This is a genomic window from Bartonella sp. AP150HLJHH (genome assembly GCF_042196385.1).
Lineage (GTDB): Bacteria > Pseudomonadota > Alphaproteobacteria > Rhizobiales > Rhizobiaceae > Bartonella.
This window is the reverse complement of sequence record NZ_JBHIQC010000005.1, coordinates 58772-80398: the sequence shown is the minus strand read 5'-3', so window position 1 is coordinate 80398 and position 21627 is coordinate 58772. Positions and strand designations below refer to the sequence as shown.

Genomic DNA, 21627 nt, shown 5'->3' with positions numbered 1-21627 from the left:
AGAAAGAGATATTTGCTTTTTATGAAGATGAAATGGGTAAGTCAGTTATGATTATCAGATACAGAAGAGGAATATGAACGTAAAAGATATCAATATCTTGTAGAGTAAATATATTTCTCATTGATGATTTATCTTCTCTTCATGTGCGTTTATTTTTTATGAAAAATACAAAACTTAAGAGATTTTCTTTTTGATAAAGGCTATAGAGATTTGAGTATGATTGAAAATAAACATATAATCTGTAAGAATATGAATGTTCTTTGTGAGTGTCAGAAATAATACAAAAACTTCCTCTCATTGAGGGCAAATCAATCACTTTTCATTTGTCACAAAAGTAACTACCATACCATTATACAAAATAAACGCTTGTTTTAATGGTAAAGAATGTTAGGACTGTAGTTCTCTAATAAGAGCCTTATGTGTAATTTCTTTTATTTGCTCAATATTGATTAGGATATCTTGTTTTGTTGGATAACCTTTACTAGAAAAAGCAATTTTTTGTGCATCTCCTGAGATTAAACGCCAGTACCATTGATTGTGAACTCCTTGAAACACCTCAAAATACATGCTTCCCACCTCATAAAATAGCTGATAATTTTCAGGATAAATATTTAACTAATCCACTTGTAAACATTAATGTATGTCTCTCTAGGAAGTCGTCAATATATTCCCCTTAAATTTTCTGACCTTAAAAAATAATTTCTATGAGAGCTATTATTCTTTTAACAAGAAAAAAAATATTGTCAATAAGACATGAATGAGAATTTTATACTATAAAATTATTTTTTTTAATTTAAAGACACTATACTTTCATTTACAATGCAAATATTTTTCTGTCGTTACAGAAATAAAGTCTATAAATTATATAAAACTTCACCAGCATGGATAAAGTAAAAAATACTTTTTTCCATACTGGTGTTTAATCATTTCTTGCTTTTTCTTTTGAAATAGACGTTTATTGATTAGCTATAACCTCTTTTTGGGATACGCTTCGAATGAGTAAATCAATGAATAAGCTAAGGGTATAAGAATTGGCCATTTTAGCTTTCATATCGATAAGAGAGGTTGTAGTTTTAGGGTTAAAACCATTTGATAAACCTTGTCTTGACAAATATTGCTGCAATTTTTCATAAGAACTGTCGATTTTTTCTTGATTTAGTTTTTCGTTACGATCACTATCGGCAAGTGTTTCTTCCAGTCCTTCGATTTTTTTAATAAAATAATTCCAGTCAAAATCACCTTTTGTATATTCGGTGTCAAACATTTTTCCTTGTCCAGTTAAAAGCCAATTAATATTGACACCATATAACGTGCGGTATGTTTGTAAGACACTAAGATTGGGTTCTCTCTCTCCACGCTCATAAAAAGCAATGGAATTTTTTGTCATGCTAAAACTTTTAGCTAAGGTTTCACGTGATGGATCGCCTAAAGCAAGACGTACATAACGTAAACGTTTTCCAAATATGGTTTTTGATTCAGTTTCAGGACGTGCCACGAATTATCTCCCTCGGTAAATCATCATGGTATAAATCATTAAATAATAAAAGCACACTATGTATTAATATTCTATGATATAATGTCAATATTATAGCTTTAATTTCTTGTTTTTTTTTATTTGTGTAGATAGAAAGCAATCTTGCACTTATTGTATTGACAATTGATATTCACTTCAAAACAAAATTCCTTGTTGCTACATTTGTCTCTTGCTTTTTTTGAGAGAATTTTCATGTAATTTTACCATATATATTCTATACACCTCTGCATTAATAGATGCAACTTTAAAGAGATGCAAACTTTGGATTGGTACTGGGTGTGCTTAGATGAAGTAGAAAATAAACTTTGAGGAATGATCATGGCCCTATTACGCTATTTTGGGTTTGCTTTTTTTTTCACGATTATTGGTGTCTTTTTAGGAGGGGTTATTGGTTGGTTTGAAACGGAAAGTATTACTGGTTTTCTTAAATATTTTTTTATTTGCTTTGTTTTAGGAATTTTGGAAATTTCTTTATCTTTTGATAATTCTATTATCAATGCGCGTGTTCTTAGTAGAATGAGTCCATTGTGGCGTCGTCGTTTTCTTATATGGGGCATTTTGATAGCTGTATTTGGGATGAGAATTGTTTTTCCATTATTGGTGGTTGTCGTTGCTGTTGGGATTAATCCAATTGCGGCAGTCAAATTAGCGATATGGGAACCACATCGATATGCTGAAGTTTTAACCGATGCGCATATGGGGATTGCTGCTTTTGGAGGAACTTTCCTTATGATGGTTGGCTTAAAATATTTTTTTGATTCTGAAAAAGAAGTGCATTGGCTTAATGTTATAGAGAGACCTGCTCAAAAGTTTGGGGCGCTTGTTGGAATTGATATTGCAATTGTTTTGATTTTGATCTTATTTGTTTCAGCTCAGATTGATGCAGAAAATAAAATAACTTTTTTATTGGCAGCACTTTATGGACTTTTGACCTTTATCGGTGTTGAAGTTGTCGGTCATCTCTTGGATACTCCTCAAAAGACTTTAACAACAGTAGCTCACGGGGGAGTAGGGGCGTTTCTTTATTTAGAAGTTCTTGATGCTAGTTTTTCTTTCGATGGCGTGGTTGGTGCTTTTGCCTTTTCACACAACCTTTTTATTATTGCAATAGGTCTTGGTATCGGAGCATTTTACGTTCGTTCTATGACAATTATGTTGGTTGAATCAGGAACATTATTGCATTATCGTTATTTAGAGCATGGTGCTTTTTATGCAATTCTAGTTCTTGCAGTGATTATGTATCTGCAAACGATTATATCGGTTCCTGAAGTTTTAACAGGACTTGTGGGAGTCTGTATTATTGGAATGGCATTATATTCTTCGATTCGTTTTAAGCATCGTCAATTAGATAAACATGTTGTATCTAAGTAATGGAGATTTCTTCCTTTTTCACACTTTGTTTATCGCATATCTTTGAATAGAAAGAGGTCTTTTATGCAAAATAAAATACTATTTTATTGCTTATTTGCGTTTTTTTAAAGTTGAGTTCATTGCATGATACTACCCATGAAGCCAATAATGTACAATCTCTAGGATACTTTTTGACCTAAATATAAGATAGAAAGCTGATGTTATACTTTTTACCAGCTTTCAATATTATGACAAGCTCTTGCATTTAATGGGTCATAAGAAGCATTCTTACTGTTTTTTTGAATGATTTATTCATACATTGATTCTCTTTGTAACGTGTAAAAGAATGTTTTTGAAACAGGTTTGAAATGAGAGAATTTACGATATTCTGGACTCTTACTTAAATATGTGCAAAATGATTTATCCTTTATAAATCAGTGTATTATAATGGTAGATTAGAGAAGGATATTTTAAGAGACCATTAAAAGTTCTATACCGGCTTCGTTCATTGTTTTAAGCATAGTGTTTAGTGATCCGTTTACATCAATACCAGCACAGGCATTTAATGAAACACTGACTTTAAAACCGCATTGTATAGCGTGAAGAGCAGAAAATCCGACACAAAAATCAGTTGCTAAGCCACACATAATGAGCTTAGTAAAACCATGTTCTTTGAGATAAACTTGTAAACCTGTTGGTGTTTTTTGATCATTTTCAAGAAAAGCAGAATAGCTATCCATTTTTTGATTATAGCCTTTTCTAAGGATAAGTTGTGCCTTTTCTGCTCTAAGAGATGGATGGAATTCTGCTCCTTGTGTTCCTCGTATGCAATGATCAGGCCAAAGTATTTGAGGACCATAGTCAAGAATGACTGTATCATAGGGCTTTTTTTCAGGATAACAGGAAGCAAAGCTGCAATGGTTTTTGGGATGCCAGTCTTGGGTTAAGATAACGTGGTCAAAATGATTTATGAGATTATTGACGGCGGGTAAAATAGCATCACCTTGAGGTACGGCAAGTGCTCCACCTAGTAAGAAGTCATTTTGAACATCAATGACGATTAAGGCTTTTTTTTCCATAAATATATTCCTATACGAGATGAGCTTTTATCGTATTTTTAAAAAGCTATATGTCGTCTTGAAGTTTTGAAATGATGTGCTGGATATTGATATTATTTTTATAATTATCAAGCCAAAAGAGGGGGATGGATAAGTTTTTACAATTGGTTTTATAGTTTTTTACGAATTGTAACCACGTACCAATGGGAAGTGCGCTGTAGTCATTTGTTGCTACGTGTTGATGCAAAGCTTTCATGATCATTGGGCTTGGGACGTCAGATCCCATAAGGCGGCGGTCGTTTTGTAAACGTAATTTAAGCCATATCAAGGCAAGGGGTGAAGTCCATTGCTTTCCGTAGCAAAAAATCGATGAAAAAAGAGAAGGATTTTTTACTGCGTAATATAAAGCCCATAAAGCGAGAAAAGAAGGCGCATAGAGAATTGCTTTTCTTTGTGGTATCATATTACATTGATAAGTCGGTTTAATACGATAAAAATACAATGTTATATCTGGTATGGAAAAGAGAGGCAATGTTTGATAACAGGTTTCAGGTACAGCTAAAAAGATTTGCTTTTTGCTCTTTAGGGGGATGTTTTTTTGCATTCAGGACCATACTGGGGCTTGTGAGATTAGAAAAAATGTACCAATATAAAGCGAAAGCTTTTGATACGACGTAAGTGCTATTTACTGTACAGTTTCAAAAAGCAAAAGCAGTTTTTTCAAAATCCTAATCTTTAATATCGCATAATATAAAGAGAAATTTATGGCACGTCAATTTATCTATCATATGGCTGGGCTTAACAAGTCTTACGGCAATAAAAAAGTTCTAGAAAATATTCATTTGTCTTTTTATCCAGATGCGAAGATCGGTATTTTAGGGCCGAATGGTGCAGGGAAGTCAACTATTTTACGTATTATGGCTGGGCTAGATAAGGAATATACGGGAGAAGCATGGATTTCTGAAGGAGCACGCTGTGGTTATCTACCACAAGAACCTTTGCTTGATGCGAGCAAAGATGTGCGTGGTAATGTGATGGAAGGTGTTGCAGATAAACAGGAAGTTCTTGAGCGTTATAACGAATTGATGATGAATTATAGCGAGGAAACGGCTGATGAAAGCGCACAGCTTCAGGACATTATTGACAGTCAGAATCTTTGGGATTTAGAAAGTCAAGTGGAAATGGCTATGGCTGCTCTTGGCTGTCCGCCAGCCGATGGGGATGTAACAAAACTTTCGGGTGGTGAGAAGCGGCGTGTTGCACTTTGTAAATTGCTTTTGTCAAAACCTGATTTATTACTTTTGGATGAACCGACAAACCATTTAGATGCTGAAACGACGGCTTGGCTTGAGAGGCATCTACGTGAATATCCTGGGGCTGTGCTTTTGATAACCCATGATCGTTATTTTCTCGACAATGTAACGGGTTGGATTTTAGAATTAGATCGCGGTAGAGGTATTCCTTATGAGGGGAACTATTCTGCTTATTTGGGGGCTAAAGCCAAGCGTTTGGCTCAGGAAGGCCGTGAAGAGGCAGCGCGTCAACGTGCTTTATCACGTGAGCAAGAATGGATTGCTTCTAGTCCAAAAGGGCGACAAGCAAAGTCAAAAGCTCGGATTAAGGCTTATGATGAGTTGGTTCAATCAGCACGTGAGCGCCGTCCTGGAGAGGCGCAAATCATTATTCCTATTGGAGAAAGATTAGGACAAGTTGTTATTGAGGTTGATAATCTCTCTAAAGCTTATGGTGAACGTGTATTGATTGATTCTCTTTCTTTTAAACTTCCTGCTGGTGGCATTGTCGGCGTTATTGGGGCCAATGGTATGGGAAAGTCGACCTTGTTTAAAATGTTGACGGGACAGGAAAAGCCCGATTCAGGTCAGATACGTATCGGTGAAACAGTTCACATGAGTTATGTGGATCAGAGTCGCGATTCCTTGGTGGGGGATAAAACTGTTTGGGAGGAAATTTCTGGTGGAAATGACATTATTAAATTAGGCAAATATGAGATGAATAGCCGCGCTTATTGCGGGGCTTTTAATTTCAAGGGGGCAGATCAGCAGCAGAAGGTGGCAAATTTATCAGGAGGGCAGCGCAATCGCGTACATTTGGCGAAACTTCTAAAAGAGGGGGGGAATGTGCTTCTTCTTGATGAACCGACAAATGATCTTGATACTGAAACATTGGGTGCATTGGAAGATGCATTGGAAAATTTCGCTGGTTGTGCAGTTATCATATCGCATGATCGTATGTTTCTTGATCGATTGGCAACACATATTTTAGCCTTTGAAGGTGATGGTCATGTAGAATGGTTTGAAGGTAATTTTGCTGAATATGAGGCTGATAAAGTTCGTCGTCTTGGGGCGGAATCTCTTAATCCTAAGCATGCAAATTATAAACCTCTTACACGCTAGAATTTTTTATCTTATCGCAACTTTGTTAGAATAATAGTGTATTTTATTGCGTTTGTTATTTCATAAATAAAGTGTGTGTGTACTCTGTGGGAGTTTTTATTCATTGAAAAGAGTAAGAGACACTTTATGAAATTATGACCTAAATAGGGTTATTTTTTGTAAAACTGCAATGAAAAGGAGGGGATGAAGCGTATAGTATTACTTCTACAAATGCCTTGGTCATTGAGCATTATCATCTTTACTTAATAAAAATGCAAGCTGGCATTATCATGTTATTTTTTCTCAATAGTATGCAGTTCTTGTTTTGAGGTGGGCATAAAAGGCATTTTTATCCATCTGTCCCCTCCGTTTATGAGCTGTAAGAGAATGATTTGGATTGATTTATCATGAATAGATTTGAAATGAGGAAAATCTACGGTATTACGGTTTTTTATTCAAGTTAAAAATGAATTATTATTATAAATCAATGTATTCTCATTATAACGAGAAGCAGGGAGATAAGATCTGTTTGTTTTTTACATTAGCCTATTTTTTTCATAGTATGATAAAATAGAGAGAACAAAATAGATGAGAATATGCGTTGTATGCTTGACTTTTTTTCCTATAAACAAATGTTTATAGGAATGTTTAGGGGATAATTATGAAAAAAAGTGCAAGTTTAGATGCAATGATTGTGCTGCTGAAAGCGGTCGCAGAAGTAAGCCATTTACGTGTTCTTAGGCTCTTACATCATGAAGATTTAACAATTCCTGATTTTATTTTTATTCTTGATCAGTCGCAAGCGTGTATATCACGATATTTACGTTTATTGTACGAAGCACGATTGATTGAGCGTTATCAGAAGGGGGATAGCCTTTATTTTAAGCTTTGTCATGATTTTTGGGGTAAAGACATTGTGATGGGTATTCTTTCGGCTTTGCCAAAGAATGATGTGTTGTTAGCGCATGATTTAGAACGTTTGAAGGATGTTAAAAAGCAGCGTCAAAAAACGAGGAAGAAGCATTTCTTACAAAATGCGTTGCAACGGGATGTATTACGGTCATCCTATATGGCAGATCATCGTGTAGAAAACTCTTTACTTGAAATCATTGGCGATAAACCATTTCAGACGATGCTGAATATTGGAAGAGGTGGAGACTCTATCTTAAAATTGTTTTCTAATCTTTATACGCATGCAGTTCAAGTTGTGCTTGATAGCAATGTTTTTCACTTGTCTGTTGGAGATACAACTTTTGATTTAGTTATTCTTCATTGGGTTTTACATTTTCTTGAAAATCCTGAAATATTCCTTCATGAGATATCAAGTGTTTTGCGTCCTCATGGCCGTTTATTGATTGTGGATTTTGGTTATCATGAAATTGAGTCTTCATATTCTGATCAAGTGCATATGCGTTTTGGATTTTCGGCTTTACAAATAGAACAATGGCTTAAAAATGCGGGACTTGTTCTAGAACAAACGGTTTGTCTTACTCCTATACAAAATGAAAACAGTGAGGAGGGGATTGCTACGCTTTGGCTTGCTCATGATCCGCGTTTATTGGTTGACGATATCAAAGATAAACAAGTAGATTTTGCATAAATCGCGTTTGTTAACGTGCTTTATACTCTGATTTTTCTCAAGGAATAGCGTAGAGATAAAACTTTATTCAATCATTGATGAGCTATTGTTTTTTACATTTGTATTATGTTTTTATATGGAAGTATTGGTGTTTTATAGCGGCGTGTAGGCTGTATAATGAAGCACCTTCTATAGAGTTAAGCCTACGAGGATCATTATTTAAGGTGTCTTGATATTATATTTTATTAGCCAATATATTGATTTTAAAAGATCATTGATTTTTTTAGACTCAATAAGAGGTTTAAATACAGGAATGTTGTTTCATTTCAAATTTCCTGTTTCAGAATCCGAAAGAGTCTGTTTGTCTGCTACAAAAGAAGGTATTTATCTTAAATGATACCGTTTGTAAGAGAAAATACATTTTCTAAATGTGAGAGCGGCTGCAATATGATATAATGCCGCACAATATAATCATAGTGAAGGCTCATACCTTTATAAATATCAGAGATGGTGGTGCCCAATAGATCTTAAAATATCTCTTTAAAACAGGTTTTTAGATAAGGAGTACCTTGGAACTTTTAGTGAGGGGTGCAAAGAGATGCTCTAAAAAGACGAAAAAGTAAAAGGGTAAGACAATGCATTATATTCATAAAATAAGATCGGCGATGATCTATGGATAGTTTGTGGCTGAAAGTAGGAAAGAAAAGCGTGATATTACACTAAAGTTTCGTATCTCTTTATCATGAGAAGTTATGAAGATTATTAAATAAGTCCATTGTTTTTGCCAAAAGTATTTTCTTTCTTTTTATGTTTGCCGCTCATCTTATGACGCAGTCCGTGGTTATAGCGTAAAATTGAGAGGGCACCATCGTCTTTAGTTTAAGTAAAAGTTGTAAGCCGGCATCATCGTTTTATGTTTTTTATCCATATGCTTCTTCTTGTTTGTGATGTGCGATAGTATGGCTATTCATTAATTCAATAGACGAAGATTGAAAATATGGGAATCTTACGTTCTTGAGGTTTCTCATGTAAATTGTAAAATGATGAGTTATGATTGTAAATTAATGAATTGTTTACGTTAGAAGAACAGAATATAAAAATTTTTGAGCATAGAAACTACTGTGTGTATTATTTTACGGGATCATTTAAATGATAGAGATTAAGAGAAAATGTCTGCATTGATTTCGGTTTGTTATGTTAAAATGCGTTAGAGACTGTTGGTTATTGTAAAATGGTTTATCGTTATTTGGAATGACGATGGGGCGTGATTCGAAAAAAATACCTTCAGAGTTCTCATTTTCTCATAAGATTAAGCTGTTTAAGTTCCTCATTGATTGTTACATGAGGGATGTAACAATATTTTAATGATCATTTACAGAAATTTTTTATAAAGATAGATAAGATTTTATTTTCTCTAATTTATTGTTTTATTTAAATAATTCATAGCTTTCTTGCAAGAAGATGTTTTCCATTTTTTACGGTTATTTGTGTAAGATTTTAAAAATCTACGTTTTTCTTTTTGTGGTGATTGCTGTTGGAAAAGTGATTCTACTTTTACGTAGTTTGATTTTTATAGGGTGGATACGTAGAAATTACGGTTTTTTAATATGATCATCAGAGTTATGAAAGAAACTATTTAAAAGTTATAATGATCGTAGATTCTAATTGATGCTTATTGAAATAAAATTGCTTCAAATTGGGTCATTTTAAACTTTTTTTGCCTAAATTTAAACATTTTTAAATAATTTATAATTCTTTTATGTTTTTTTGCGTAGAAGATGATAAGAATTTCTTGTTGTTTAAAGAATTTTATTCCATAGCAAGAATATTGCATCGGCTATCTTAGTGGTTGATGTAAGAGGACAATCGGGGAACCTCCTCCCCCCCCCCCCGCGTGGATCCCCTAGATTGTCTGGCCTGACTGAGGATTTCCTCAGTCAGGCTTTTTGTAATTATTTTAGGAAATGTAAGGTGTTATTAGGGGGGGAGTGTAAGATCTGTTATTGTTTCGCCTATAGTACCTAAATACATAGAGGGGCGAGTCTTATTGGGCGGATAGTGTTAGCGTATTCATTTTTAATAATTTGATTTTTCTTTATTGAGGCATTGTTGCATGTTATAAGAAGAATCATAAAAGGAAGCTATGTTTGTATTCTGTGATCTTTAGGTAAGAGATAATGGGATCTTTTTCACATCGTATTATTTTTATTTTATTTGTATTTTTTATTTCTGGCGCTGTCTTTTTTGCTTCTCAAAGTAGTGCTGTTTATCAGTTTTTTTCCGGTCGCTCTTCTTTTTCTTCTCAGCAGCTTGATGTAACAGAGGAGGAGTTGTTAGAGAGATTATCCGTATCTTTTCCAGATATTATCAAGCATCTTTCTAAGATGACCCCTCAACAGCAGGAGTTGTTTATTGCGCAGCTGCGTCGTGATGTAATTGCGCTTGCTTCTAAAAGTGGTCAGAGTCGTGAGCAGGCTCAAAAATCTGGTGAAACTGTTGCTATGGCTCTCTCAAAAGCGATTTCTCGTCCTTCCGTTGCTAATGCTTATTTTTAGCTATTTTTTAATTGCGCTTTTGGGTTTTATTTTAAGGAGAAAGAGCTTTTCGTGAAATTTTGAAAAGTGCGAGGAGATAATCAATTTTTAAGGTATTAACAAAATTTATCTCTCAAAAGGTAAGCAATTGGAGTATAAGGGTAATGTTGCAATCATTACAGGAGTGATAGAAAGTCTATCAAGGGTATTGGTCCAAGTTAATTGCATTATCAATCGCTACAATGACAAAAGCAGTATTGATTATAATAAAACACGTTAACTGCATTTTATATGCCGGTTATTTTTTTATTTGATATGAGAAAATAAAATTTTTTAAAGGATTTAAGCTTTTTTTGTTCTACGGATTTTAGGATATTTATCCACTTGTATGATTTCTGAAAATGAGGTGCAAGACTGATAAGATGATAGTCTGTAACAAAGAAAAAATATTTGAATGAAGATGGGAGGTCTATTTTTATTTAAAAAGGCTTTGGGGGTATTGAGTTTTCTAACATTTTTCAAAAAAATAGACACAAGTAATTTTTAAGCTTTGTTGTAGGGATAAAAACGGATATAACTTTTTTAGTATATTGTTTTATAATGATAATTTATCATTTTATATTGAATGAGAATCTTAAGAATTGTAAAATCCTCTCATTTTAAATTTATCCATGGTGAAAAAATTAAAATCAGTTTCTTGTATACCACAAGTAGAGGCTTGTGTGGATAAAAACTCTTTTAAAAAGGAATTAAAAAGCTTCTTTGAGACATCTTGAGAGCTAAAAGTCTGTTCCAATATTTTGAATTGGTAAAGAGTATGATGGTTTTAATATATTTATGAATTTTTTATGCGCAATGATGGGGAGATTTGTTTTGTGATTTTTTGAGGTTTTATCGGACATAAAGAGTGCAGTGGGTGTTTATTAATCAGAGAGAAGCGTTGATAACGGTTTATATTTTTTGTGAACCTTTTTTGATATCGAGCATCTTCGGTAAAAAGATGCTCTTGTCTCTCTTTCTTTGAGGGATTGATCTCAATAAAAAAATTAATAATCTTATGTAAAAAATATTACATCTAGTTCAGATGCTATTTTTTTAATATAAAAATTGATTGATACAACAGTGATAGCCGCAAGTTATAGATTATATCATTTTATTTGATACGCTATAAGATTAATTATAGTCTTTTTATTTTTTTATTTTATGATATAGAGAAATCTGAGACTTGTGCATAAAGATATATTCTTTTATTTCATAATTTTAGCTTGAAATTGTCTTACTATTTCCTTTTTAAAGACGTTCTTTTGCTTTCTTTTTTGTATAATATATTTGCAAATTACTTGCGGCTAGAATTTGAGAATGTTTGAGTGAAGAGAAAGAAAATGCAATTTTTGAAAATCTTGTTAAATACAGCATGTGCTGTATTTTTTGTATTTGATATAAGTTGGACTCATAGTGTCTTAAATGTTGCGGAATCAGGAGAAACCTCAGTGATTGTTGCTTCTAAGATTTCTGCTCGTCCTTATGAGTTTCTTATTCAGAAACTTGCGAATAAATATAATGTTCCCGTTAATTTAGCACATGCTGTTGTAAAAGTTGAAAGTAATTATAAGGCAGGTATAAAGGGGGCTGCTGGTGAAATAGGTTTGATGCAAATTAAACCCTCTACGGCACGAGGATTGGGTTTTAGTGGTTCTGTACAGGATTTGTACGATCCTGCGACCAATCTTGAATATGGTATGCGTTATTTGGCACGGGCCTATAAACTCAGTGGTGGAAGTACGTGTGGTACAATCCTTAAATATAACGCAGGTCATGCTGCAAAAAAAATGAATTCCATTTCAGCGAAATATTGCGCAAAAGTAAAGACTTATCTGGCTTCATTAAAATAAAAACATCTGTTGAGAGAGGTTTGTCATAAAATATTTTAAGATGCTATTTTCACGGAGCAGAAAATGTTTTATAAACTAGTATGTCAGTCGGCTGGGCAGCCGCGCTTGTCTGATACTGAAATATGGCAGGTGAGGAAAGTCCGGGCTCCATGGAAAGACGGTGCCGGGTAACACCCGGCGGGGGTGACCCTAGGGAAAGTGCCACAGAAAGTAAACCGCCTATTTTTATAGGTAAGGGTGAAAGGGTGGAGTAAGAGCCCACCGCGCATTCAGTAATGAATGTGGCAAGGTAAACCCCACCGGGAGCAAGACCAAATAGAAATGACGTGCAAAATTTAATTTGCAGCCGATTTCCGGGCGAGTCATTCGGGTAGGTTGCACGAGGCGGATGGTAACATCCGTCCCAGATGAATGGTTGCCATGTAAAGTGTAAGCTTTACTCTACAGAACCCGGCTTATAGGCCGACTGATATTTCATGATGATACGCGATATTTTATAAGATCAATTATATATGGTCTTTTATGGAGTCTATGTGTTTGAAATAGACACTTGAGCAAAGAGTGTTTTAAAAAATTATAACATTTCTTTAAGTATAATGCGTTAGGATCTGTTTTGGGATAACTTTAGTTTTTTCGTTCATTGTGATTAATGTGAAAGTTGAAGGCTAGGTTATTCTAAGATCAGTTGCCATGAGAGAGCTGTTGATTTAAGACGGCATAACTTCAAGACGGATTATTTTGATAAAGCAGGATCAAAGAGCTGAACGCCATATTCCAGTGTTGTTACAGCCAGTTTTGGCTGGGCTTATGCCATTGGTTGGAGCAAAAGTGATTGATGGCACCTTTGGTGCTGGTGGTTATACGCGCGCTTTGTTAAAGGCAGGGGCACAGGTGATTGCTCTTGATCGTGATCCTCATGCTATCAGTGCAGGACAATCGCTTGTTGAAGAATTTTTTCCACGCCTTCGTTTGGTCCATATGGCGTTTTCACAGCTTGATCGTGTCGTTGAAGAGAAGGTGGATGCAGTTATTTTGGATATTGGTGTCTCTTCAATGCAGCTTGATGAAGCAGAAAGAGGTTTTTCTTTTCAAAAAGATGGTCCATTGGATATGCGAATGGCTCAGACTGGTTTTACAGCCAGCGATGTTGTCAATCATTTAAAAGCAAGGGATTTGGCACGTATTTTTAAGATATTAGGGGAAGAGCGTTATGCGGGGCGAATTGCACGGATGATTGAAAAGCGTCGTGTTGTGCAGCCTTTTTTGCGTACAGGTGATTTGGCGTATGCTATCGAAACGTTGATAGGACGTAAGCTGGGAGATCGTATTCATCCGGCAACACGTGTATTTCAGGCTCTTCGTATCTATGTTAATGATGAAATTGGTGAATTGGCATGTGGTTTATTTGCTGCTGAACGCGTTTTAAAAGCTGGAGGCCGTTTGGGGGTTGTCAGTTTTCATTCTCTTGAAGATCGTATGGTCAAAAGATTTTTTTCGGCTCGTTCTGGAGAATGTATGAGATCACGCTATCTGCCAGAAATAAAGGCTGCTCCAGCGACATTTTTTCCTTTGTTTCGAGGTGGGATCACGGCAACTAAAGAGGAGTTACAGAAAAATCCTCGTTCACGTTCTGCGAGGTTGCGTATTGGTGTACGGACTGAAGCAGAGGCTCTTGCAGCAGATATGAAATTATTTGGTTTAGCAGAGATTGCCAGTTTTGAAGGCAGCAAAAAATGACAGTTTTTCGTACATTTGATATGATTTTAGTGTTGATTATGATTTGTATGGCAGGACTTACTTATAAGGTAAAATATGATGTTCAAAAGCGAATGAACGAAGTTCTTCATCTTGAGCATGAAATTGCTGCAGCAAAAAATACGGTAAGTTTGCTTCATGCTGAGTGGGCTGTGATGATAAGGCCTTCACGCATGCAAAAACTTGCGAAACGTTATCAGAAAGAACTTGGGTTAGAGGTTATACAGCCGCGTCAAATCGTGGAGTTTAAAGACATTCCGGTACGGGTACATGATCAAATTGAAGAAGTGATTAAACAAAATATCTTGGAAGATAATCAAGATATTTTGACAAATAATCGGGCTTCTCAGATCAATAGTGTTGTCCAAAAAGGCGCGCAGTAATGAAATCGACTTTTTTATTCTCACAGAAGAAAAAGCGCTTAAAGAATTCGTTGAATAATCATAATGTTTCTGTTCGTCGTCCTTATTCTAGTCGTCCACGTTTGCTTTTTTCGTTGTTCTGCTTTTTAATTTTATATGGCATCATGGGGGCTTGCCTTATTTCTTATGGGTTGGAAGGTGGACAGATTGAAGAAGCAAAAGGGCCTGGAATTCTTCAATTGATGGCACGGCCTGATATCGTTGATCGTAATGGTCGTTTATTGGCAACAGATATTAAAACTTATTCACTTTTTGCTGAGCCACGACGTATTATTGATGTGGATGAAACAATTGAATTGCTCTCAACAGTTTTGCCTGATCTTAATTGGCAGGAAACCTATAAGCGCTTAAAAAGAAAAACTGGTTTTTCTTGGATACAGCGTGGGTTAACGCCAATGCAGAAGACACAAATTATGGCCCTTGGTATTCCAGGAATTGGTTTTCGGACTGAAATTCGTCGTTTTTATCCCGATGGACCTGTAACTTCCCATATTCTTGGCATGGTGAATGTTGATAATCAAGGCATTGCAGGTATGGAAAAATATATTGATGATGCGGGTTTGAGTGCTCTGCGCGCTGCTGGTCTTGCCATGGAAGAATCATTAAAACAAGTTCAGCTTTCGATTGATGTGCGTGTTCAGGCAATTGTTCATGATGAACTTATTCAGGCTATGAAGCGTTATAGGGCAATTGCTGCAGGAGCTGTTATTTTAAATATACATACGGGGGAAGTTTTGGCTTTGGCATCACTACCAGATTTTGATCCTAGAAATCCTATTGAAGCTTTAAAAAGTGATCGTCTCAATCGGATGACGGCAGGAGCTTTTGAAATGGGATCGATCATTAAAAGTTTTACGACAGCCATGGCTCTTGATTCTGATATTTTTCATTTAAACAGTATTATTGATGCTTCAAAGCCAATAAAAGCAAGTAGTGGGTATACTATTCATGATTTTCATGGAAAAAATCGACCCTTAACGTTATGGGAGGTTTTTATTTATTCTTCTAATATTGGTTCTGCTAAAGAGGCATTGGCGATAGGGATTGATAAACACCGTGGTTTTTTACAAAAACTTGGATTACTGGATCGTCTCACGACAGAGTTGCCTGAAGTTGCCCACCCTATTGTGCCACATCATTGGAAGGATATACATTCTATGACGATTTCTTTTGGGCATGGTATGGCAACAACCCCCTTGCAAACAGCTGTCGGGGCTGCTGCTTTAATGAATGGTGGTTGGTTAATTGCTCCAACATTTTTAAAACGGACAAAAGAACAAACTCTGCACCATGCAAAACGGGTTTTGCAGGCTAAAACAAGTCAAAATATGCGTTACCTTTATCAATTAAATAGTGATATTGGTTCTGGACGTAATGCAAAAGTAGAAGGCTATCGTGTAGGTGGTAAGACAGGAACAGCTGAAAAAGTTGAAAATGGAAAATATTCTAAAACAAAAAATTTCAATAGTTTTCTTGCTGCTTTTCCTATTGAAGATCCTGCTTATGTTGTTTTAACAATTATCGATGAACCAAAGCCAGAGGAGGGACAGCGTTCAGCAACAGCGGGAATGAATGCTGGACCAATGCTTGCTAATATTGTTCGTCGCACAGCTAGTTTTCTTGGTGTAAAACCCGATTTTAAAAAAGAATATGAGCCTCTTTTAAGTAAAAAGAGCAATTCAAGTTTCGTTAAACAACGGTAAAATGAATATAAAGGTGCGTTATCATGTTGTTGGGAACAGTTTTTACAGAATGTGTTGAAGATGAAAGTCTTTCTTCAATAGAAATAACAGGAATAAGTGTGGATTCTCGGCAAGTTTTGCCGAGCTATGTTTTTGTCGCTGTTCAAGGGAAAAAAAGTGATGGAAGACGCTATATAGATGATGCAATAAAGCGTGGCGCACGAGCAATCGTTACAGACTGTCATGCTGTTCTTGAGGATTTATCTGTTCCCATTTTACGTGTTTCTAATGTTCGTCATAGTTTAGCGTTGGCAGCTGCACGTTTTTACGGTTCTCAGCCTGAAACAGTCGTTGCTGTGACTGGTACAAGTGGTAAAACATCTGTTGTCTCTTTTCTTCGGCAAATTTGGACTTATGCTGGATTTTGTGCTGCGAGTATAGGAACTGTTGGTGTTGTTTCTCCTAAACGGAATGTTTATGGTTCTCTCACAACACCTGATCCGGTCGTCTTGCACCGTCTTCTTTATGAAATTTCTTATGAAGGTGTGACTCATGCAGCTCTTGAAGCTTCTTCGCATGGGCTTGACCAAGGACGACTTGATGGAGTCCGTTTAACGGCTGGTGCCTTTACCAATTTAGGGCGAGATCACATGGATTATCACACGGGGGTAGAGGATTATTTGCGGGCTAAAATGAGGTTGTTTGATACACTTTTGCCTGTATCTGCTCCTGCTTTGATTTTTGCTGATGATGTTTATTCACAAAAGGTTATTGATGTTGTTACACAAGCGCGCCGCCGTGTCTTGACAATTGGTCGTAAGGGGCAATTTATCACGATTAATCGTGTCGAACATCAACGCTCAAAACAGTGTATTGAGTGTCGTGTGGAAAACAATATTTATACATTTGATTTGCCTTTAGCTGGAGATTTTCAGGTCGCCAATGCGCTTATGGCAGCGGGGTTAGCAATTGCAACGGGCGTTTCACCTCGTAAGGTTTTTTCTGCGCTTGAAACTTTGCAGGGGGCACCTGGGCGGTTAGAGTTTGTGGGAAAGACAGAAAATAATGCGCTTGTTTACATTGATTATGCCCATAAACCAGAAGCTTTGGAGCAGGTTTTGCTTTCTGTTCGTCCCTTTACGCAAGGGCGCTTGATCGTTGTTTTTGGTTGTGGAGGAGATCGTGATCAAGGGAAAAGACCTTTGATGGGAAAAATTGCGGCGGATAAAGCGGACATTGTTATTGTAACGGATGATAATCCTCGCACAGAAATGCCAGAAAAAATACGCAAGGATATTTTACAGGCGGTGCCAACAGCAATAGAGATAGCAGATCGTGGAGAGGCTATTTCTTACGCGGTGGAGCTTTTGAAAGTTGGTGATACATTAATCATTGCTGGAAAAGGTCATGAGGATGGCCAAATTATAGGGCAGACAACTTATCCTTTTTCAGATCGTCTGAAAGCGATAGAAGCTTTAGAGGACCGAAAGAAATGACAGCTTTATGGGATAAGCAAGCACTTGTTGCTGCAGTTAATGGTGTTGTAATGGGAAGCCTGCCAGAAACTTTTTCTGGGGTTTCCATTGATAGCCGTACTCTTGCGGAAGGGGATGTTTTTTTCTGCATTAAAGGGCATCATCTTGATGGTCATGATTTTGCTGCGCAAGCTTATGAACGAGGTGCAGGCGTTCTTATCGTTACGGAACACCGTTTGAGGGATATGAAAAAGATATCGGCTCCACTCATTGTCGTTCCTGATGTTTTGAAAGCCTTAGAACAACTTGCACAAGCTGCACGCAAACGTTCAAGAGCTAAGATTATCGCGATAACAGGATCGGTGGGAAAAACAACGACAAAAGAAGCTTTGAAACAAGCACTTGCAACGGCTGGGAATGTTCATGCGAATCTCGCTTCTTTAAACAATTGCTGGGGGGTTCCACTCACTTTAGCGCGGATGCCTGTGGAGAGTGATTATGGTATCTTTGAAATTGGCATGAATCACAGAGATGAAATTCGCCCTCTGGTCAAACTGGTTTGTCCGCATGTTGCTCTCATTACGCATATTTGTGCAGGACATATGGGTTTTTTCAAGGATCTTGAAGAAATAGCAAAGGCAAAAGCTGAAATTTTTGAAGGATTGGATGAGGAAGGCATTGCCATTTTAAATGCGGATAGTGATTTTTTTTCTTATCTCGTTCAAAAAGCAAAGAAATGCGGTGTAAAAAAGATCTTAAGCTTTGGTGAGACTAAAGATGCTGATTATCAAGCGCATGATATACGTCTTCTAACCGATAGTTCTTCTATGATTGTGCGTATGGGGGGGCGGGATAGGGAGGTCCAAATTGGTGCTCCTGGGCGCCATATTGTGCAAAATAGTTTAGGGGTTATTGCTGCTTGTGATGCTATGGGGGTTGAGCTAGAGCCTGTTTTTCTTTCTTTTCGCCATTTTTCTTCTCAAAAGGGGCGAGGTGTTCGTTATCGACTGTCTTTATCAAATGGGGGTGAATTTTATCTCATTGATGAAAGCTATAATGCAAATCCTGCTTCTATGCGTGCTGCACTTGAGCTTCTTGCTACAGGGCCTGTAGGGAAAGGGGGGCGGCGAATTGCTATTTTAGGAGATATGCTAGAGTTAGGGGAGTATAGTGAAAAGCTTCATCGTGATTTAATAAAACCAATACGTCTTTCTGGTGCTAATCCGGTTTTTCTATTTGGTGAGGCGATGAAATCTTTAGTCAGTGATTTGTCTGCTGGTGTTAAGGTTCATTATGCTGAAAATATTGAGAAAATTTTATCGCTTCTTTTAGCAGAAATTTCTTCTGGGGATCTGCTTATGGTTAAATCATCCAATAGCCTTTGTTCATCAAATATTGTGACTGCATTGCTTGATCGCTATAAAGCGGTTTCTTCATAGTTTTAAGAGGTTTTTTTATTCCATGATGCTATTTTTTTCTTCGTTTAGTGATTGGCTTCCAGGTGTGAATGTATTTCGTTATATTACTTTTCGCACGATAGCGGCTATGCTTACTTCGGGGCTTATCGTCTTTTTGTTTGGACCTAGCATCATTGCTTCTCTTAAATTGCGGCAGGGTAAGGGGCAACCGATTCGTGCTGATGGTCCTCAAACACATTTTAAAAAGGCTGGAACACCTACAATGGGTGGATTGATGATTTTAATCGGCATTGTGGTATCGGCATTTTTATGGGGTAATTTATCGAATATTTACTTTTGGGTATCGCTATTGGTTATGCTTTCTTTTGGGGGAATTGGATTTTATGACGATTATCTTAAGGTCACAAAACAAACAGACAAAGGATTTTCTGGGAAAGCACGATTAAGCTTGGAGTTTTTTGTTGCGGCAATTGCGGCTTTTGCCATCTTGAAAATTGGCTCATCTGGATTAGCTTTGCCTTTTTTAAAAGATTATCTTATCAATTTGGGCTGGTTTTTTATTCCTTTTTCTGCTTTCGTCATTGTTGCGACGGGTAATGCGGTTAATTTAACGGATGGACTCGATGGGCTTGCTATTGTTCCTGTGATGGTTGCAGCTTTATCTTTTGCTCTGATTGCTTATCTTTCTGGTAATATGAATTTTGCTGATTATCTCCAAATCCATTATGTATCGGGAACAGGTGAATTGGCTGTTTTATTGGGAGCTGTTGTTGGGGCAGGGCTTGGTTTTTTATGGTTTAATGCACCACCTGCAGCTATTTTTATGGGAGATACTGGTTCATTGGCTCTTGGAGGACTCTTAGGGACTGTTGCGGTTGCTACGAAACACGAAATTGTTTTGGTTCTTATTGGTGGGCTTTTTGTTGTGGAAGCTTTTTCGGTCGTTATTCAGGTTGGTTATTTCAAATTAACAAGAAAACGCGTGTTTCTTATGGCACCGATACATCATCATTTTGAGAAAAAAGGCTGGACTGAAAGCCAAGTCGTGATACGCTTTTGGATTATTTCGATTGTTCTCGCTCTCATAGGTCTTTCAACACTTAAATTGCGGTGAGAATGTGATTTCTGTTACGTGTTATAAAGGTCAAAAAGTTGCTCTGTTTGGATTGGGACAGTCTGGACTAGCAACGGCACAAGCATTGATGTGCGGTGGCGCAGAAGTGGTGGCGTGGGATGATAGTTCTTCAAGCGTGCAAATGGCTTTTCGGCACAATATTCCAACACGAGATCTCCGTTATGAAGATTGGTCAGAATTTGTTGCATTGATTGTAGCTCCTGGAGTTCCTTTAAGTTATCCTCAGCCCCATTGGATTGTTGAAAAAGCACGAAAAAAAAATATAGAAATTATCGGTGATATTGAATTATTTGTTCGTGCGCGCCAGCATTTTTTACAACATTATGGTTTGTGTGACCAAGATGTTCCTTTCATTGCGATTACGGGGACGAATGGCAAGTCAACCACAACGGCTTTACTTGCGCATTTGTTGGAAAAAATGGGCTATGATGTGCAGATGGGGGGAAATATCGGAAAAGCAATATTGACGCTTAAGCCATTTGTTAAAAAACGTATCTATGTGATTGAATGTTCATCATTTCAAATTGATCTTACTCCCTCTCTTCAGCCGACCATTGGACTTTTATTGAATTTAACACCTGATCATATTGATCGACATGGGAGTTTTGCCTGTTATGTGCAAACCAAAAGGCATCTGATTGCTCAGGCTTCTCAGGCTTTCATTTCAGTTGATGATGCAGCTTGTCGGGTTTTATATCAACAGTTACTTCATGATGGGAAGCAAATTGAGGCAATTTCCAAGGATCATTTTGTTGAAAATGGTTTTTATGCAGATGGGACCAAGCTCTTTTCTGTTCGTCAAGGACAGAGTCATATGCTTGCAGATCTTGCTCCTATGGCGGGGTTACGTGGGAGTCATAATGCGCAAAATGCCCTTATGGCATTAGCAACATTGCAGGCTTTAAAAATAACCGATCCTTCTGTGAACAAGCATTTGGCAAGTTATAAAGGGTTGGATCATCGTATGCAGCAGGTGCGTAAAATGGGGGCGGTTTTGTTTATCAATGACAGCAAGGCTACTAATGCAGATGCAACAGCTCCTGCGCTTTCCACCTTTAATGATATTTTTTGGATTGTTGGAGGACAGGCAAAAAAGGGAGGGATAGAGTCTCTTAGAGAATTTTTTCCTAAAATTCGTAAAGCCTATTTGATTGGGAGCGCGGCGGAAGAATTTGCTCGCACTATTGGATCTGCTTTTCCCTTTTCTATGAGCTTAACTTTGAAAAATGCGGTGTGTGAAGCAGCTGTTGACGCAATGGATTTTCAGGCAAAAGAGGTGACGGTTCTTTTGTCACCTGCTTGTGCAAGTTATGACCAATTTAAAAATTATGAAATGCGAGGCGAAGCATTTGTCTCTTTTGTGATGCAGTTACAATAAAAAAGCATCAGTTATAAAAAAA

16 protein-coding genes and 1 other RNA gene are annotated in these 21627 nt (G+C 36.8%); 13 read left to right on the top strand and 4 right to left on the bottom strand.

Translation table 11 applies throughout. From position 1 onward, the window contains the following. Positions 1-387 precede the first annotated feature (387 nt). Complete coding sequence (locus ACFING_RS03750) at positions 388-567, bottom strand: DUF1508 domain-containing protein (RefSeq protein ID WP_142416545.1); 180 nt, start codon at positions 565-567, stop codon at positions 388-390. Positions 568-955: 388 nt separating this feature from the next. Next, positions 956-1495 (bottom strand): helix-turn-helix domain-containing protein, encoded by a 540-nt coding sequence (locus ACFING_RS03745; protein WP_375611979.1) that lies wholly within the window; start codon positions 1493-1495, stop codon positions 956-958. A 357-nt stretch (positions 1496-1852) separates the two neighbouring features. On the opposite strand from ACFING_RS03745, the gene ACFING_RS03740 reads away from it, so the two are divergent. Beyond that, on the top strand, positions 1853-2905 hold the full coding sequence (locus ACFING_RS03740; protein ID WP_375613357.1) for a DUF475 domain-containing protein: 1053 nt from the start codon (positions 1853-1855) through the stop codon (positions 2903-2905). 449 nt (positions 2906-3354) lie between these two features. Here ACFING_RS03740 and pncA read toward each other — a convergent pair whose 3' ends face one another. Both pncA and ACFING_RS03730 read right to left on the bottom strand, forming a co-directional pair. Next, positions 3355-3963 carry a bifunctional nicotinamidase/pyrazinamidase gene (gene pncA, locus ACFING_RS03735; protein ID WP_375621374.1) on the bottom strand — a complete coding sequence of 203 codons (609 nt, stop codon included), beginning with the start codon at positions 3961-3963 and terminating at the stop codon, positions 3355-3357. A gap of 46 nt (positions 3964-4009) precedes the next feature. After that, positions 4010-4546 carry a hypothetical protein gene (locus ACFING_RS03730; protein WP_375611982.1) on the bottom strand — a complete coding sequence of 179 codons (537 nt, stop codon included), beginning with the start codon at positions 4544-4546 and terminating at the stop codon, positions 4010-4012. A gap of 160 nt (positions 4547-4706) precedes the next feature. Here ACFING_RS03730 and ettA point away from each other — a divergent pair, with 160 nt between their 5' ends. The 12 genes from ettA to murD all read left to right on the top strand — a co-directional run bounded on the left by ettA (position 4707) and on the right by murD (position 21605). Next, the gene (ettA, locus tag ACFING_RS03725; protein WP_375611983.1) at positions 4707-6356 is read left to right on the top strand and encodes an energy-dependent translational throttle protein EttA; all 1650 of its coding nucleotides are present in this window, start codon (positions 4707-4709) and stop codon (positions 6354-6356) included. A gap of 640 nt (positions 6357-6996) precedes the next feature. After that, on the top strand, positions 6997-7935 hold the full coding sequence (locus ACFING_RS03720; RefSeq protein WP_375621373.1) for an ArsR/SmtB family transcription factor: 939 nt from the start codon (positions 6997-6999) through the stop codon (positions 7933-7935). 2156 nt (positions 7936-10091) lie between these two features. Then, positions 10092-10469 (top strand): hypothetical protein, encoded by a 378-nt coding sequence (locus ACFING_RS03715; protein ID WP_375613361.1) that lies wholly within the window; start codon positions 10092-10094, stop codon positions 10467-10469. Positions 10470-11830: 1361 nt separating this feature from the next. Continuing rightward, a complete protein-coding gene (locus ACFING_RS03710; RefSeq protein ID WP_375613362.1) occupies positions 11831-12340 on the top strand; it encodes a lytic transglycosylase domain-containing protein in 510 nt (169 codons plus the stop codon). An 83-nt stretch (positions 12341-12423) separates the two neighbouring features. Beyond that, positions 12424-12814: RNase P RNA component class A (gene rnpB / locus ACFING_RS03705), an RNA gene on the top strand. A gap of 264 nt (positions 12815-13078) precedes the next feature. Beyond that, positions 13079-14077, top strand: a complete 999-nt coding sequence (gene rsmH, locus ACFING_RS03700; RefSeq protein ID WP_375629962.1) for a 16S rRNA (cytosine(1402)-N(4))-methyltransferase RsmH — start codon at positions 13079-13081, stop codon at positions 14075-14077. Beyond that, positions 14074-14478 (top strand): hypothetical protein, encoded by a 405-nt coding sequence (locus tag ACFING_RS03695; protein WP_375611988.1) that lies wholly within the window; start codon positions 14074-14076, stop codon positions 14476-14478. Before rsmH ends, ACFING_RS03695 begins: the two co-directional genes overlap by 4 nt. Continuing rightward, positions 14478-16220: a peptidoglycan D,D-transpeptidase FtsI family protein gene (locus ACFING_RS03690; RefSeq protein WP_375629960.1), complete on the top strand. Its 1743-nt coding sequence runs from the start codon at positions 14478-14480 to the stop codon at positions 16218-16220. Before ACFING_RS03695 ends, ACFING_RS03690 begins: the two co-directional genes overlap by 1 nt. Positions 16221-16243: 23 nt before the next feature. Then, positions 16244-17695 (top strand): UDP-N-acetylmuramoyl-L-alanyl-D-glutamate--2,6-diaminopimelate ligase, encoded by a 1452-nt coding sequence (locus ACFING_RS03685; protein ID WP_375629959.1) that lies wholly within the window; start codon positions 16244-16246, stop codon positions 17693-17695. Continuing rightward, positions 17692-19113, top strand: coding sequence for a UDP-N-acetylmuramoyl-tripeptide--D-alanyl-D-alanine ligase (gene murF, locus ACFING_RS03680; RefSeq protein WP_375613366.1), 1422 nt, complete (start codon positions 17692-17694; stop codon positions 19111-19113). Before ACFING_RS03685 ends, murF begins: the two co-directional genes overlap by 4 nt. 22 nt (positions 19114-19135) lie before the next feature. Further along, positions 19136-20206 (top strand): phospho-N-acetylmuramoyl-pentapeptide-transferase, encoded by a 1071-nt coding sequence (mraY, locus tag ACFING_RS03675; protein ID WP_375611992.1) that lies wholly within the window; start codon positions 19136-19138, stop codon positions 20204-20206. A gap of 4 nt (positions 20207-20210) precedes the next feature. After that, positions 20211-21605, top strand: coding sequence for a UDP-N-acetylmuramoyl-L-alanine--D-glutamate ligase (murD, locus tag ACFING_RS03670; protein WP_375629957.1), 1395 nt, complete (start codon positions 20211-20213; stop codon positions 21603-21605). The last annotated feature ends 22 nt before the right edge of the window (positions 21606-21627 follow it).

Excerpts from the sequence above, each read along its gene's own strand:
- ACFING_RS03715 (WP_375613361.1), top strand. The coding sequence starts at position 10,092 with ATGGGATCTTTTTCACATCGTATTATTTTTATTTTATTTGTATTTTTT.
- ettA (WP_375611983.1), top strand. The coding sequence starts at position 4,707 with ATGGCACGTCAATTTATCTATCATATGGCTGGGCTTAACAAGTCTTAC.
- ACFING_RS03690 (WP_375629960.1), top strand. The coding sequence starts at position 14,478 with ATGAAATCGACTTTTTTATTCTCACAGAAGAAAAAGCGCTTAAAGAAT.
- pncA (WP_375621374.1), bottom strand. The coding sequence starts at position 3,963 with ATGGAAAAAAAAGCCTTAATCGTCATTGATGTTCAAAATGACTTCTTA.
- ACFING_RS03740 (WP_375613357.1), top strand. The coding sequence starts at position 1,853 with ATGGCCCTATTACGCTATTTTGGGTTTGCTTTTTTTTTCACGATTATT.
- ACFING_RS03710 (WP_375613362.1), top strand. The coding sequence starts at position 11,831 with ATGCAATTTTTGAAAATCTTGTTAAATACAGCATGTGCTGTATTTTTT.
- ACFING_RS03695 (WP_375611988.1), top strand. The coding sequence starts at position 14,074 with ATGACAGTTTTTCGTACATTTGATATGATTTTAGTGTTGATTATGATT.
- ACFING_RS03730 (WP_375611982.1), bottom strand. The coding sequence starts at position 4,546 with ATGCAAAAAAACATCCCCCTAAAGAGCAAAAAGCAAATCTTTTTAGCT.
- ACFING_RS03685 (WP_375629959.1), top strand. The coding sequence starts at position 16,244 with ATGTTGTTGGGAACAGTTTTTACAGAATGTGTTGAAGATGAAAGTCTT.
- ACFING_RS03750 (WP_142416545.1), bottom strand. The coding sequence starts at position 567 with ATGTATTTTGAGGTGTTTCAAGGAGTTCACAATCAATGGTACTGGCGT.
- mraY (WP_375611992.1), top strand. The coding sequence starts at position 19,136 with ATGATGCTATTTTTTTCTTCGTTTAGTGATTGGCTTCCAGGTGTGAAT.
- murF (WP_375613366.1), top strand. The coding sequence starts at position 17,692 with ATGACAGCTTTATGGGATAAGCAAGCACTTGTTGCTGCAGTTAATGGT.
- ACFING_RS03720 (WP_375621373.1), top strand. The coding sequence starts at position 6,997 with ATGAAAAAAAGTGCAAGTTTAGATGCAATGATTGTGCTGCTGAAAGCG.